The sequence below is a fragment of the Brenneria sp. L3-3C-1 genome (assembly GCF_016456245.1).
Taxonomy (GTDB): domain Bacteria; phylum Pseudomonadota; class Gammaproteobacteria; order Enterobacterales; family Enterobacteriaceae; genus Brenneria.
Genome location: NZ_JAEMHF010000017.1, coordinates 24,607 through 41,130, shown reverse-complemented (window position 1 = coordinate 41,130; position 16,524 = coordinate 24,607). Strand labels below are relative to the sequence as shown.

Here is a 16,524-nt window from a genome sequence, read left to right as displayed (position 1 = left end):
GCCGTAGCGCCGATGGTAGTGTGGGGTCTCCCCATGTGAGAGTAGGGAACTGCCAGGCATCAAACACGGATTATCGGAGTGACATCTGATAATCGACAAACTCAAAGAGATGAGTCTAAGCAGCGGAATGCTGGCCCTAAGGGCAGGTATCAGGACGATACGCGTAAAAGAATCGGTGGAGCGGTAGTTCAGTTGGTTAGAATACCTGCCTGTCACGCAGGGGGTCGCGGGTTCGAGTCCCGTCCGTTCCGCCACTAATTTATTCCGGAATTTTTTATACATTTCTGGATGCATGAAAACCGTATCGCTGTCAAAGGGATACGGTTTTTTTTCGTCTCTAATGATTCTCTCAGAATAGCGGGTATCCAGAGTAAAAGTCCTACGCGGCGGAAAGAAAAATTTCACAGGCCATTTCTTATGGTGCCCCACTCTAACCTTTTGCAGCCTGTTCCAGCAGACTCTCGACGTGATAACTCAGAAGCTCCATCTTCAGGAGGCGACCCAGCAGCGCGTTTCCAGCTCATGCATCACGGCAACTCCTCATAGACACTCAGTGCTGCCAGAGTTTCCGGTATTGTCTGCCAGCCTGATGAGGCTACGTTTACCCTGATTGCCGCGTTTGAACCAGTGCGGGTATTTTTCCTGGGCGCTGAATGATGTCAGGGAAATCACATAACGCTGTTGAACGAATACAACCGCAAGCATTTCCATGAATCCCTGAATAGCTTGACGCTGGAAGAATACCGACTGATGGCTGAAAACCTAAAAATTTCAAAAAGCATGTGAAACTAAAGCGAGTGTACTTACAAGATCACCGGTGGAAACATTGTTTGAAGAAAAAATTATTTGGACTGAAAAATTTTAAGCCAGATATAACCTGACAGATACCTGTATAAATAATCGTTAACTGTCAGATCAAGTCTAAACAAACATATTATTATTAATCACATAATAATATTATAAAAACAATATTTAATTTATATTTAAAATTTTATAAAAAATAAAATAAATATAAAAAATATCTTTTTAGGATTAAATTTATTTAATTATATTTAGCGTAATTTAATATTCTTAATTTCTTGTTTTTTGTAGAATTAAATGTAAAAGCAATTTTTATTCCACGATTAACTTTTTTATTGATTTTATTAATATTCATTGTTTAAACGCAAACTAATAAATAAAAAATTGAACTTGTATAAAATCCTGTTTTTTATAATCCCTAGACACCAATAACTACATGTATTAATATTACGAGCAATAAAATTGTATATCATTTAATAAATGTTGATTGGTTATTATAGGGTTTTGTTATCTTCTGTTATCTATCGGTTTTTAATTTGATATGTAAAAGTTATTAGTATAATTCTTGCTTTTTTATTGATAGGCTTTAAATGATTTTTAGGACGGTTAATTTTGAATAAGATTATTGATTGTTTTGGTAAAATTGTTAAAAAGTTTCCTCAGCATATTGCGCTAGTAAATGATACAGACAGAATGACGTATTCTGAGTTAGATTTAAAATCAACTCAGGTAGCTAATTATTTAATAAAAAATAATATGTCTGGAAAGTTAATTTGCTTACATTTAGAGTCATCTTTTGAGCTTGTTGTTTGTATTTTAGGGGTGTTAAAAAGTTCTGGTTCATATACTTGTCTCGATACTCGCAACCCCCAGTTTCGTAAAGAGATGATCTTGAAATATGCAAAAGCGGTCATATCCGATAGACCATTAAATACTCAGAAATGTCCGGTTATTAGCTATGATTCTTTGTTTGAATCCTCGTCTTTTGAGCATCAAGTTACTCAGAATAATGAGTTGATGTGCGTTATTTTTACCTCCGGATCAACTGGACAACCAAAAGGCGTTATGTTGAGTCATGATAACATCTTGAGTTTTATTAATACTCAAGATGATATCAATGAAAATGACTGTATGGCTCAATTCTCATCTATTTCTTTCGATGCTTTTCAGTTTGAACTATGGAGCCTGTTGCTAAAAGGCGGTTCTCTTTGCTTTACTTCACCCAAACTTCTTTTAAAGCGCGAAGAGCTTCAAAAAACTGTACGGCAGCAGGGTATTACGTTGGCTTTTGTAACCAGCGCCTTAGTGAATGCTGGCGTGTTAACCAATTTTATAGGGTGTCCAAGTTTTAGACGATTGTATTTTGGTGGCGAACAAGTTCAGCCAAACGCTATTGCTCGAGATTTTAGCATGTTGGATTACGAGTTGATGCACTGCTATGGGCCGTCAGAAGCGTCAGTCTGGAATGTGTCTCAGTTAGTAAAAGAAGTGATGGATCCTTTACCTTTAGGGAAACCATTGGCCAATTCCAAACTGAAGCTTATGGATCAGTCAGGCAGAGAAATCAGAGAGAGTAACACCAACGGTGAAATTTACTTAGGTGGGGATTGCGTTGCGATGGGATATTTATTGGACGAAGAGCTAACCCATCGGAATTTTATTCTTTTGTCTGGTGAGCGGTATTTCAAAACATCAGATATTGCGTATTGGGATGAAAATCGGCAGCTTATTTTCTCCCACCGAGCAGATAATACTATTAAGCTTCATGGGTTTCGGATCAATCTAGGTGAAATTGATAATGAAATGGCATCCTTAGATGCTGCCATACAATCTAAAACAATTATTCATAAAGGTGAGTTGGGAGATCTGTTGGTGACATTTTATTGTCAGTGTGAAATGAAAGAAGATGTGTTAAGAAAAAAATTATCTTCTCGTTTGCCTGAATATATGATCCCGAACAGACTAATAAAGATAGACTTATTTCCGTTGACTACCAATGGTAAAGTAGATGTAAGTGTTTTGACGGAAAAATATATTACTACTGAACCTGTCCTTATCGGTGATGAGGATATATGTGACGTCATTCTGGATATATGGCGTAAATTACTCGGAACTAAAAATATTGGTTATGATGATAAGTATTTTGAAGTTGGTGGTAATTCAGTGTTAATGTTGAAGCTTCATCGAGAGATGATAAAAAAATTCAACGTAAAAATAAAAATGAATGAACTATTTACGAGTGCCACAATCTCGCAGCAAGCGGAGCTTATTAATTCAAAAATATCATCGCCTTATTATTCATAATTAAATCTCTAATTTTTTTCAAGGAAAATTTGTCAAATTAATAAAGATATAGAATATGAACCTTAGCGAAAAAAGCTTTATCGATGTTGCAATTGTTGGGATCTCTTGTTCATTTCCTGGCGCAGAAAATAAAGAGCAATTTTGGGAACTGATCAAACACCATCAAACTGCGACTGAAATACCGCTGGCAACGGCGAAAAAAGGAAATGTGCCTGCTGAAGGTGTTTTGTCAAACGCCTATATGTTTGATGCCTCTTATTTTCACCTTTCGCCCCGCGATGCCAAATTGATGGACCCCCAATTGAGGCAGTTGCTGCAACACAGTGTCATGGCGCTTTATGATGCCAATGTCACAGAGCATCTCAGCGACAATAAGATTGGAACATTTTTAAGTGTTGGCGCGAATCAATACCTTACAAAAAATCTTGTTAACTCGCCCTATTACGAAGATGAAAATCTTCAGTACTCTTTATTAATAGGAAATAGCCATCATTGTGTTGCGACCCAGGTTGCCTATCATCTCAACTTGCAAGGTCCCGCTTACACGCTCTCAACGGCGTGCTCCTCCTCATTGGTAGCCATTTATCAGGCTTGTCGGAGCTTATCGATAGGCGAAAGTGGCATTGCGTTGGCGGGAGGCGCGAGCATCAATATTCCTCAAGGGCAGGGATATGAGTTTGTTACAGGCAGCGTCCTTTCACAATACGGTCAATGCCGGCCTTTTTCCTCTGAAAGCGATGGCACTGTTCCTGCTAGCGGCGTAGGAATCTTGGTACTTAAACGTTTGGCCGATGCTCTGACAGACGGTGATCCGATCTATGCGGTGATAAAAGGAGGGGCGGTCAATAATGACGGGGCGAGGAAAGTCGGATATACGGCGCCAAGCATTGAAGGACAACGTGAGGTTATTCAACAGGCCTTACGACAAAGTAATGTTTCAGCAAAAGACGTTGAATATATTGAATGCCACGCGACAGGAACCGCTTTAGGCGATCCGATCGAAATTGCCGCACTCGACCTGGTATATAACCAGCCAGAATTTGGGGCTGGTTATGCTTTGGGCGGTGTCAAATGGAATATCGGCCATACGGATTCTGCCTCAGGGGTCGCTGGCGTTATAAAAGTTGCTATGTCTTTGAAATATAATACCATAGTTGGTTCGCCGTATCTTAGGGAATACAATCCGAGATTGGATATTGAGAGTACGTCGTTATACGTACCTCGGGAGAACATTGTCTATCAAAATTCTTGTCCTAAAGCGGCGATAAGCGCCTTTGGCATGGGAGGAACTAATTGCCATTTGATCCTCGAAGCTCATCCGGAACCAGAAAAGCAGCCGGTAGAGAAGCAAAATGAGGGTCACTCGTATCTTATACCGTTGAGCAGCCGGAATGCGTCTTCATTAGCGTCTCTTGAGTGCGATTTGCTGGCCTGGCTAGAAAAAAATGATAGCTGTTCTGTAGCGGATATTGCAGGGACGATGATTTTTTGCCGCCCTCAGGAAAATGTGCGGCGTTTTCATCTGGTGAAAACAATCAAGGAACTTAAAGCCTCGTTATCTGCACCTAGAACGCCGATACAAACTGTGGCGTCAGGCGCTGAAGCGTTGCTAATTATTGAAGGGCAGGGAGGAAATATAAAAGGGGCCGCCGGCCAATATTACGAATATTTCCCCGCTTTCAGACATTATTTCGAGCGTTGCATTCGGCAATTCTTGTCTCAGCCTGGAATACCTAAGGACCTGGCATGTGTTGCGCTTGATAAGAACTACCAGAAAAATATCACAACGCAGCATACACTTTATGCACAACCGATATTGTTTGCCATTCAATATTCGCTGGCAAAAATGCTGGAAGATGAAGGCGTCCATTTTTCGTCATATATTGGTCATAGCCTGGGAGAATGGATAGCTGCCGCAATTGCCGGTTTGTGGGATTTTGAAGATGCCATTCGTCTCATTGCCTGCCGGGCCGTGGCGATACAGCGTTGTGACAACGGTGCTATGTTGGCGGTATTTGATACAGAGAAAAATGTGAGGAGCCGGCTTTTTAACTCGCTAACGGTGGCGGCGATTAATGGATCGCATCTTGTTGCCATCTCCGGAAGTGATGCTGACATTGATACCCTTGAACAACAATTGAAGAACGAAGAGCGTCGAACAAAACGATTGCTTACAAATAAGGCGTTCCATAGTCCTTTGTTGGCAAAGGCTATTGAGCCGCTCAAACGTATTTTTGCCACGATAACTTTCCAACAAGTTCATGCCCGTATTTATTCTAATTTGAGTGGGAAAAAGGTTTCGCTGACGGCGCTGTGCAATAAGGAATATTGGTTGGAGCAATTACTTCAACCGGTGCAAATGCTGAATTGTGTCGAGGCGATACGAGTCGAAAAAACAGTCTGTGTCGATCTTGGCCTGAGCGGTGCAATGGAGCAAATTGTGCTGGGCTGTCACCCCTCGAGCCGGGAACGATTCGTTGCGGTGAGATCGGTTCCGGTTCAGGAAGGAGAGGTTGCGCTACTTGGATTGCTATGGACTCACGGTATTGCTATAGATTGGCAACGGAGGCTGTCCGAAAGATGGCGAAAATGCAACCTGCCAGGCTATGTTTTTAACCAAAAGGAATATTTCCATCAGTCAACGCCAGCCACTTTGCGACACAAAGGTAAATTACCTGTCGCTCAATGGTTATATCGTGACTGTTGGGCAATTGAACCAACTTCTCTCAAAAGCTGCACGACGGCTGAACCGTTAAATGAATATCGCCATTGGTTTCGCCGGGAACACGAACTCTTTTATATCGGCTTCCAGGACGTTGACGCCATCACTCCGGAGCATCTGAACATATTTTTGGCTGAATTTAAGGCCATCAGCCATGAATGCGAAATGACCGCCTATGTCGTGATTTCAGATTCGCCCCAGCCACTTGCTTTGCAGCAACAGGATTGTTATAGGCGAGCGTTGAGCTCGTTATGTCAAGTTATCCCACAGGAAAATCCTGGGCTTTCCATGAAGTTGCTTAGTTATACCGGCACCTTGGAGCATGTGCTGAATGCAGATCTTTCCACGGTGATGAACCGAGCTAATGTACTTCATATTGATACTGATCGCCTCTGGTATAAACAATATGTTCCTGTCGATCCTTCATTGAAAGATCCGTTCGTTTGGCCAGAGCAAGGATATGTGCTCATTACGGGGGGATTAGGAAAGGTGGGCTTGATTTTGGCCGCGCATATTATTGCTCACTCCGAACTCAATGTTGTGCTCACGGGGCGGAAATATGCCGATGCGCCAATCAGGCCGCTTTATCAACTGAGTGAAAGCGCCATTACGTCGATTGAAAATGATGTTGCGTTTGAAGCGATACATCATTCTGAACGGGTGTTTTATGCCTCGCTTTGTGTCACACAGCAACAAGATTTTCAGGATCTCGTTGAACGGCTCAATTGCAGGTTTGGGCCGATCGTCGGTATTGCACACTGCGCGGGTTACACTAATCCAGAGGGATTAATGCCGCTGTTTTCCGCAACGGAATCGAATATTGAACGCCATTATCAGGCAAAAGTGGATGGCATGACCTCGCTTACAAAAATATGCGCTAAATATGAGCCAGAGTTCTGTGTATTAATGTCCTCTATCTCAACGGTACTCGGCGGGATTGGCTTGGGCATCTACGCATATGTGAATCAGTTTATGAATGAATTTGTGTTCACCCGGTGTGGTGCCAAAACCCGCTGGTTGAGCGTATCGTGGGACGGATGGAATTTGCATGACGATCCTAACTTGTCTAATGAAGTCAAACAATTAGCTATTAATAATCAGGATGCTGATGAGATTTTCTCATCAATGTTCGATCTGTTGTCTCTACGGCATTTTATTGTTTCCACTCACAACCTGCATCAACGCTTAGCTCAATGGGTGAGTGGACCAATACCGAATGGACATACGCGCCATTCATTAGATCGGACTCAGATAGCACAAATCGTACGTGAGGTTTTTTGCCGAGTGCTTGAAGTAGAAGAGATTGATGATCACAGCAACTTCTTTTCGCTGGGTGGGGAATCCGTGATGTTCACGTCGCTGATGGCAGAAATAAAGAATTCACTGGGAGTAGCGCTGCCGCTGCATGAATTCATGAATATTCCCACGCCAGAGCACATTATCGATGTTATCACTAACACTTTAGGCAAGACGGTTGTCGACAGAGATAGGGTTTCAACCGTAGTGAAGAAGATATTTGTAGATTTGCTTCATATTGACGCGGTCGATGAGGATAGTCATTTTTTTGACTGCGGCGGCGACTCTCTGATTTTTACGCAATTGTCACAATGTCTTCGTCGCAAATTAGGCTTTGAGCTGGCTCTACACCGGTTTATCGATCGCCCCACGGTAGGTCGTATCGTTGACCTAATTTGTCCAATGGATGAATCCGATTCCGGCGGTGAATATAATGATCTGTTGTTGCCTGACGATTTATTCCCTGTCAAACCATTGATGAATGACGCGCGTTCCGATTTAAATAAGGTGTTTCTTGTCACGGGAGCAGCTGGTTTGCTGGGAAGTAACCTGGTGCTTGAGCTGCTGCGAAATGAAAGCGTGACTCGCGTGGTGGCGTTGGTTCGAGCACACGATGGTCAGACAGCTTATCAACGTGTTAAAACGCAACTGAGCCGTTTTGCACCCGAGCAAGAGCTATCAAAGCTTTCTGTGATAAGTGGTGATGTGTCACAACCACGACTGGGTCTCTCAGACGAGGATTATCAATCTGTGTGCGAGAATGTCACTGATATCTTGCATAATGCTGCCAGAGTAAACCATATTCTCGACTATAGTAGTTTAAAGAGCACCAATACGTTTAGCATCTTGGAAATCTTGGCGGTTGCTTCGGTATTCAGACCGAAAAATATCCATTTTGTTTCAACGCTAGCCGGCGTATTTGAATTGGACGAACGTGCGCGGTACGTAGAGCAACTTCCCTCGTTATCGTCACGTCCACAACCTCAATCCAATGGTTATGCTCGCTCCAAGTGGGCGGCGGAAGTTCTACTGCGGCAAGCCCGGGAAAGAGGTTTTTCCATTAATGTTGTGCGCCCTTCAAGCATTGTCGGCCATTCGACTCTTGGAACTTTTAATGCTGAACACGATCATTTGTGGTTATTCATAAAAGGTTGTCTCCAGTTAGGAAGTTTCCCTGACATTAATAATGAAATCAATATTACCCCTGTCGATTTTATGGCCCGACTCATTATCGCTATCTGTTTGAGCAATAAAAATAAGGTATACAATGTTCCGAATCCAAACATCGGACAAATGAATGACGTATTTAATATATTGAATCGCCGTGGCTATGTTATTCACGGAGCGGATCATAAAACTTGGCTTATTCGGGATTTAGCCAAAGTGGGCAAAGAGAATGCCTTATATCCCATTTTATCGTATTACACCTACCAGAATGACGATAAGCCAGTGATCAGCCATGACTATAGAAATGTGAATGTTATTAATACAGAAGAAATTATGACCGGACAAGGGATGAAATTTCCCAAACCTGAAGAGTTTATTTATAAGTTAGTGGAGTTTTTGGATAATGACCAGTTTTTCACCATTTAGCAGAAAAAACCAAGGTTTATCTTTGACTGCCGAGTTATTTGCTGAGATTGTTGGAAAATCTGGGCACTCCGTGGCGCTGTCTGATGCTCATCGCCAGCTCAATTATAATGAACTTGATAGTATATCAAATAGAGTTGCCAATTATCTTGTCGATCATTTTCCTCATGATAATCGGCCTGTCTTAGTATATATGGACAGAAGTTTAGAAGCTGTGGTTGTAATATTGGGGATTGTTAAGACGGGCAGGGCTTATCTGCCTGTTGATAAAAGCTACTCCGTGGCGCAGTTAGATTATATTTCCCAAGACAGCCATGCCTCTGTCGTGATATCCGATCAACATCTTGAAACAGAGTTGACGTTTTGCCTTGCGCGATCTCTTTTAGAGTATGAGAATGATGCAAAACCGAATACTGAATATGATCCGAAAAGCCCTGCTTATATTATGTATACCTCTGGCTCGACAGGGCTGCCCAAAGGGGTAAAAGTGGACCACTCAGGCATTATACGATTAGTCGTAAATGCCAATTATATAAATAGTAATGGTTTGGAAGCAACGGCGCATTGTTCCTCGATAGGATTTGATGCATCGACGTTTGAGATTTGGTATCCATTACTTAACGGTGGCCGAATATATGTTATCGATAAGCAGGATGTTCTTGATTTCGAGCGGCTAGAACAACAATTAATCTTTGGCGGCGTCGAAACTTTATGGCTGACGGTGGCGTTATTTAATACCATTTTTACTCACTATCCTAATGCGCTTTCTCATTTGAAAAATCTGTTGATTGGCGGGGACGCGCTCAATATTGAGTTGGTTCGCCAATTTATGTCCAGCCCATATTGTCATTTAACTTCTTTTATTAATGGTTATGGCCCAACGGAGAATACTACGTTTACGACAACGTATGACATTTTCCAATTATCACCGGATCATTCAAGTGTTCCTATTGGTAAACCCATCAATGGAACGCAGGTTATGATTGTCAGTGATCATGGCAATGCCATAGTGGATGGCGAAGTCGGGGAGCTATGGGTGAGCGGCCTTGGGCTCGCCCAAGGATATACGTGCGAGCAGGAAACGAAGAAGAAATTTGTAGAGATTAACGGCTGTTGGTATTACAAAACCGGCGATCTGGTGCGTCGGCTTCCCTGTGGAAACCTAGAGTTTATCGCTCGGAAAGACCATGAAGTAAAAATACGGGGATTGAGAGTCAATCTCTCACAGGTTGAGCAAATCCTACAGGAAATTAATGGCATCAATGTGTGCTATATCCGGCCAGATCCTGATCAGGCAAACCAGACGCTGGTTGCCTATATTGAGGTTTCTCCAGCAGAAATACCGCTCACTCCGTCAGAAATTAATACGCACCTAGCTCAACGCCTGCCTCGCTATATGATACCTGAGCGTATGGTATTGTTGAATGCGATCCCATTAACCCGAAACGGTAAGGTTGATATTAACGCGATTGAATCAAATATACAGTCCACTCAGGATGAGCAGTGCTTGCAGCAAGCGGATAATCTTACTAACGAAATTGAGAGATTATACCGGAGTCTTCTACCTCAGGCGAAACAGGCCGTCGCGGAATGTGATTTTTTTGAGTTGGGGGGGAGTTCTCTACAAATTTATGAGGTAATTCATAATATTGCATCGAATTTTGGTGTCAGATTACGGGTGGATGAATTTCTCAAGCATAGCCGTGCGGTTGAGCTGGCATTATTAGTCAGAACAAAAATGAGCAAAGGCGAAACCAACTGCGAAAGCGTTGAAACATTTATATCAGCACGCGTTCCGATGTCTCCAGCTCAAAAACGTCTTTGGTATATTGAGCAATTAAACGAACAGATATCCCCAAATCTATTGGTGTTCGGTTATAGGCTGGATGGTGAAATAGATGCAAATAATCTTCAGGTAGCCTGTCGTGCGGTTGTTGAAAATAATGAGGCGCTCCAGACGGTATTTTGTGAAGCTGAAGGAGAGGTATTTCAGGAATCTTCCGTGGCTGATGTGGATTTTATCATACTCACGGATAGGTGTTGGCAAGCGGTTTACGCCGAAGAAGTGAAACAGCCGATAAACCTGTCGGTTGGGCCGTTGATCCGTTTTCGCTTTATCACTAACGGTACAGATCAGCATACTTTACTGATTTTTTCTACTCATTTGGCGCTGGATGGCTGGTCGGTTAAGTTATTGATTCAACAATTATCCGCGTATTATGAAAATTTAAGCAATGGGCTGCCTTTATCTGGTAAAACAGATAATGATTATCTGAGCGCCACACGGCAAATGTTGGCCTATCGCGCCAGCCCACGATTTAAAGACGACCTCTCTTATTGGGCGTCCTATCTCAATCAGTGTGTTATTCCAACAATCATCCCAAGAGCAGAATCTAAGATCGCGGTAAATCAACAAAATCATCGCGAAAAAAATCAATACTCAATATCTCTGAGTAAAGAACTCATGCGATCGATTTATGCCTCTACACAGCGTGAAAATATCAGTTTATTCAGTTATTTGCTGTTCTATTTTGGTAAGACGCTTGCTGATTTTGCCGTATTGGATGAAGTGGTAGTTGCCGTACCGGTTGCAAATCGTGAAGAGTTTGCTCAGACGATAGGGATGTTTGTAAACACTATCCCGGTTCGGCTGAATTATAAAGACAATCTCTCACTTAGTGACGCGCATAAAAATATACTGCAATGTTTACAGCATTCCCAAGTGTATCTGGATGAGATGACGCATAATAATAGCGATGTGAATTTACATTCACTACAGACCGGGATAGTTTTGCAAAACAGTGGGCATGATAATTGCTTAGAGATTGCCGGGTGCGAGTCTCGATTTATGAAGATGCCTATAGAACAAGCAATGTTCGATCTCTTTTGCCACTGTACATTGGTTAATGAGGGGATGCTATTAACTTTCGAGTACAATAGCGATTATATCTATTCAGCGTACGTTAAAAGCCTTATGGCGTTGTTCAAACAGCACTTAATGGCGTCGGCAGGCTATCCATGTGAGCCTGATATCCCTTCTCGATTGGCTCAATTGGTTACCGCTCCTTCTTTAGTGCCCATTGCTTTTGAAGCGTGTCTTAATAACGTATTTGAACAGAGGGCTAGTGCGATAGCGGTTGTCGATGAACTCTGCGAATATTCTTTTTCTCAAATGTCCAAAGACATCTCGCGGACACGTCATTTCCTAAATGAGCAGGGCGTCCAGCCTGGTATGCGTATCGGCGTGACTGGCATACCATCGTATCAATATATTGTCGCCATTTTTTCGATTTTATTAAATCGTTGCTCATTTGTACCATTAGACCCTCATTACCCGAACGAGAGGCTTTCATTTATTATCGATGACGCTGAAATCTACGGGACCCTGTTAATTAATATTGACGACAAACCGTCGGAAGAAAGGCGCGATTTTGATCATGCATCGTTTGATTTTTCATGTAATGCGAGGTCACCTCTTAAAAAAGGGCGACATGGGGAAGCATGCGTGCTTTATACCTCTGGATCGACGGGAACGCCCAAAGGGGTGGAAATATGTATTGATTCGATTATGCGGCTGGCTCAGTCTCCCAATTTTTTGCAACTGACTTCGAATGATCGCTTTTTAGTCACTTCGTCCCCAGCCTTTGATGCATCTTTACTGGAGATTTTTGTACCTTTACTCAATGGTGCCAGCTGCGGCACTGTAGCAAAAGAGACGCTATTGGATTATGAAAAGCTGGAGACGCAATTAAAAAACAAGGAAATTAATACTGCGTGGCTAACGGTTTCATTATTTAATGACATTGCGTCATCCCGCCCTCAGGCGCTTCAATCTCTCGATAACTTACTTATCGGAGGCGATGCTCTGGATATCACCATCGTGAGAGCGTTTATGTCCAGTCCGTATTGTCGGCTCAAGCAATTTGTGAATGGCTATGGACCAACAGAGTGTACGACATTTTCGACGTGGTTTAATATTTTTAATCTCACTTCCTGTCATACTTGTGTACCCATCGGTAAGCCGATAAACGATACTTTTGTTTATGTTCTCGATAGTGAAATGATACTCTGTCATCCCGGCCAGGTCGGAGAAATCGCTATTGGCGCTCCCTGGTTGAGACCGAACTATAACCGCAGGGAGGCGCTGAATAGCGAGAAGTTTGTATCTAACCCCTATTATCATTTTGATGATTGCCGCTATCTTTACTTATCGGGAGATATTGCCCGCTACAACGGTACAATGGATGTCGAGTACATTGGTCGGCGTGACAAAATGGTGAAGATCCGCGGCAATCGCGTGGAGCTTAGCGGTATTAATAAAGTCATTTCAGGTCATCCGAAAATCAAAAACTCGCATGTTTGCGTCGTTGAGCGGGATGTGAAAATGATTTTCGCTTATGTTGTCAAAAGGAATTCGGTTGAAAATGATGCTTCACTCCGCGTTGAGATTTTATCTTATTTACGATCCAAGCTTGAGCCTTTTCAGGTTCCATCCGTTATTCTATTTGTTGAAGAAATACCACTGACGGTCAATGGAAAAGTCGATACAAAATGTTTACCTATCGAAGCCATAACCCCCATAAATTCAGTGATAGCTCCGAAAAGTGAATTGGAAAAACAGTTGCATGCCTACTGGTTGCAGTTGCTGGGGATAGATGATTTTTGCATACATGACCGTTTTTTTGATATTGGCGGACACTCGCTGCTAGTTCCTAAAATTGTGCATCATATTTTTGAATTGACAGGTATTAAACTTTCTTTTATTGAAGTTATTGAGTATCAGACAGTTTTCAAACTATCGGAATATCTCGGAAAATATACCGAACAACATCAAGGTAATCATGGAAATAATCTTGTTAAAACTAAAAAACAAAGTTATCTGGCAACGTCGCAACAACTCAATCTTTACTTTTCTAATGAAATGGCAAGTAACAAATCTTTATATAACATTCCTGTTTCTCGATGCTTTTCACGCTATTTTGAAGTTGAGAGGCTGAAGAAAACGGTAGAGGTGGTATTTAAAAATGAACGTGTATTGAATTTTAAGTTTGGGTTTGATAATAATGAAGAACTCGTGATGGTTAGGCAGGAAGAAAGCCAATTTAAACTGAGTGTTTTCCCCTTATTAAACAAAGAGGATGCTTATTGCAAAATGAGGGAACTGGCTGAGAAGGTTTTTGATCTTCATGATTTTCCGCTTATTGAATGTTGCTACTTACCGCTAAAGAACTCAGCTGAGTCATTCCTTTTTATCAACGTCCATCATATCATCGCGGATGAGATGAGCCTTAATCATTTGTTTAGTTCTATCGTTGATTATTATGATAAACAATATCTTCCGAAACCACATTACGATTATTTAGACTATTGTGAATATATGCATATCGTTACAGCGAGAGGTTCGGTGGAGAAGTCTCACACTTACTGGAGCGAAGCGTTTAAAAACTATCAGGGCAAACTTAAATTCACCACTAAAGAACGCACAAACTATCCTGACCATCTCTGTTATCGTCAACGATTCAGGTTGCAAAAGCAGCACGTTGAGTCAATCAAAAAACTGGCGTATACTCTTCAATGCTCAGTTTTTGAAGTCACTTTTGCGCTATATCAACGCACTGTCGGACTGATTTCCGGCCAAGATGACATCGTCGTCGCATTTCCGTATTCGCCACGAGTGGATCTGGGAATAACTGATGTGGTTGGGTATTTTGTCGATCTGCTGCCTGTGCGAACTCAATTCGAGCGGTGGGCTGAGTGGTCACTATCGCTCCTTAAGGAGCTGGTGCGAAATAACCGCCTTTACATTAAGCTAAGACCTGCAACGCAAACCATCCCTTTTATCTCGGATATCCGGCGACATGAATATTATGCCCCGCTGGTACAAAATGTATTCTCTTTTCATCAAACGGAAGAGAACGGCGCTTATGGGTTGGATGTCGACCTGGATAATCCATATTGTCGATTTGATACGGTCTTCAATATGACGTATTCCGGGGGCGGCATTATTGCCGATCTGGAATGTGCTCGCGATATTTACTCAACGGAGATCTTACCATTAATGTTTAACACATTTGTATCAGTGATTGAACAAACTGAAAACCAATTTATGTTGTCTGATTTTGATTAGACAGATTTTAGGCTCTTGAGATTCAATCCATTTTTGATCTCAATAATTGTTTTATACCCCAAATAATTTGAGTTGCGGGAGGACGGCAACGTAACGAATTTCCGGTAGCGGGGGAGCGAAAAAAGCCAATGCACCTGTAGCTTGAAGTATAACGGGTATAGAAGGGAGGTAATTTTGGCAGTAAGAGATATTATAGAAGTACCTGATGAGCGTTTGCGAGTGACCTACTCTCATGTTGAAAATATTAGCTCGGTACAAAGTTTAATCGATGACATGTTAGATACGCTCTATGCGACAGATAATGGCATCGGCCTTGCCGCTCCGCAGATTGGCTACAAAGATGCGGTGATAATCATAGACATTTCTGAGCAAAGAGACCGGCCGCTTATCATGGTGAACCCTGAGATCATCATCACAGAGGGAAACATTAAGAGTGAAGAGGGATGCCTGTCAATTCCTGGTACTTATGCGCAAGTGAATCGTTATAAGAAAGTGAGAGTCAGAGCATTAGACCGGGATGGGAAAGAGATTTTTGTAGAAGATGATGGTTATTTAGCTATAGTTATGCAACACGAAATTGATCATCTTCATGGGAAAGTATTTATTGACTATTTATCACCTCTAAAATATCAAATGGCCATCAAAAAAGTTAAAAAAATTAGAAAGCTAAGTAAGTAATTTTCTTGATTTTACCATAAGGATATTCAATGAATATTGAAATGTTGAGGGATTTTATTTCTCCGATTCATCAGGTAAAGTATCTGATGAACTTTGGCGATGCGGAGTTCAGTAAAAGAATGCTCAAAGAGCATTTGAGTCAAGAGAGCGAATTCGCGAGTCGTACGATTCAGGAAATAGATCGGCAAGTGGATTTTTTGTTCAATGCTTACTTACGGCCTCAAAAAAAGGTACTCGATCTGGCATGCGGTCCCGGTCTATACACTTCGCGTTTTGCTGCTAAAGGTGCATATGCGACAGGTTTGGATATTTCTCCTTCCGCCATTGAGTACGCTACTGCGCGTGCTGGTGATTTAGAGAAATATCAACAAATGGATCTTGAAGAATATAATTTCCAAGGGGAATTTGATCTTGTCATTATGTTATTTGGAATTATTAACAATCTAAGTAATATTGATGCATTGTTGAATAAACTCAGAAAAAACCTTACACCCAATGGAAAGCTGGTGATTGAGATGATGAAAGTCGATTTCATGAAAGCGCTGGCGAATGAAGATGGGACATGGGAATATCTTGAAAATGGAGGGCTTCTGAGCGAGTTGCCCCACTATAAATTGATCAGAAGAGTGTGGGATCAACAACAAAAAAGACTAATTGATCGCAACATGCTCATTGATAATAAAGCTGAAATAAACATGTATGAAGGGATATTTCATGGGTTCTATCTTGGTGATATCAATAAATTGTTTGAGAGAAACGGCTATCTACCAGCCAAAGTGATAGGTGATAACTTAATCAAGGGTAGTTTGACGCAACACTTTGTCATGATTGAAACCGCGATGGCATAGTTTAATTATATTAACTCAGAGTTAATCTGGCAGTTACCGCTTATTTATGCAGGTGCCTGTCAGATTACAGCATCTGGCTTAAATTTTTTCAGCCCAGATATGTTTTTCATCATGTAATGCTTCCATCGGTGTATGTCCACAGTACATTTTTTCCTGAT

6 protein-coding genes, 1 tRNA gene and 1 pseudogene are annotated in these 16,524 nt (G+C 41.7%); 6 read left to right on the top strand and 2 right to left on the bottom strand.

Annotated elements, in window-relative coordinates; genetic code table 11:
• Positions 1 to 177 precede the first annotated feature (177 nt).
• A tRNA-Asp gene (locus JG725_RS19830) sits at positions 178 to 254 on the top strand.
• Positions 255 to 436: 182 nt separating this feature from the next.
• Here the strand turns inward: JG725_RS19830 and JG725_RS20935 are convergent.
• Both JG725_RS20935 and JG725_RS19825 read right to left on the bottom strand, forming a co-directional pair.
• Positions 437 to 528: pseudogene (locus JG725_RS20935) on the bottom strand (AAA family ATPase); the annotation flags it as partial.
• A gap of 12 nt (positions 529 to 540) precedes the next feature.
• Positions 541 to 705, bottom strand: a complete 165-nt coding sequence (locus JG725_RS19825) for a hypothetical protein (RefSeq protein WP_199379580.1) — start codon at positions 703 to 705, stop codon at positions 541 to 543.
• A gap of 708 nt (positions 706 to 1,413) precedes the next feature.
• Here JG725_RS19825 and JG725_RS19820 point away from each other — a divergent pair.
• The 5 genes from JG725_RS19820 to JG725_RS19800 all read left to right on the top strand — a co-directional run bounded on the left by JG725_RS19820 (position 1,414) and on the right by JG725_RS19800 (position 16,366).
• The gene (locus JG725_RS19820; RefSeq protein ID WP_199379578.1) at positions 1,414 to 3,105 is read left to right on the top strand and encodes a non-ribosomal peptide synthetase; all 1,692 of its coding nucleotides are present in this window, start codon (positions 1,414 to 1,416) and stop codon (positions 3,103 to 3,105) included.
• Between the two features lie 55 nt (positions 3,106 to 3,160).
• Entirely contained in the window at positions 3,161 to 8,716 is a 5,556-nt protein-coding gene (locus JG725_RS19815) for a type I polyketide synthase (RefSeq protein WP_199379576.1), read from the top strand.
• Complete coding sequence (locus JG725_RS19810) at positions 8,694 to 14,840, top strand: AMP-binding protein (protein WP_199379574.1); 6,147 nt, start codon at positions 8,694 to 8,696, stop codon at positions 14,838 to 14,840. The genes JG725_RS19815 and JG725_RS19810 overlap by 23 nt, the downstream gene beginning before the upstream one ends.
• Positions 14,841 to 15,014: 174 nt before the next feature.
• Positions 15,015 to 15,518 carry a peptide deformylase gene (gene def / locus JG725_RS19805; protein WP_172291761.1) on the top strand — a complete coding sequence of 168 codons (504 nt, stop codon included), beginning with the start codon at positions 15,015 to 15,017 and terminating at the stop codon, positions 15,516 to 15,518.
• Positions 15,519 to 15,547: 29 nt separating this feature from the next.
• Positions 15,548 to 16,366, top strand: coding sequence for a bifunctional 2-polyprenyl-6-hydroxyphenol methylase/3-demethylubiquinol 3-O-methyltransferase UbiG (locus JG725_RS19800; RefSeq protein WP_172291760.1), 819 nt, complete (start codon positions 15,548 to 15,550; stop codon positions 16,364 to 16,366).
• The last annotated feature ends 158 nt before the right edge of the window (positions 16,367 to 16,524 follow it).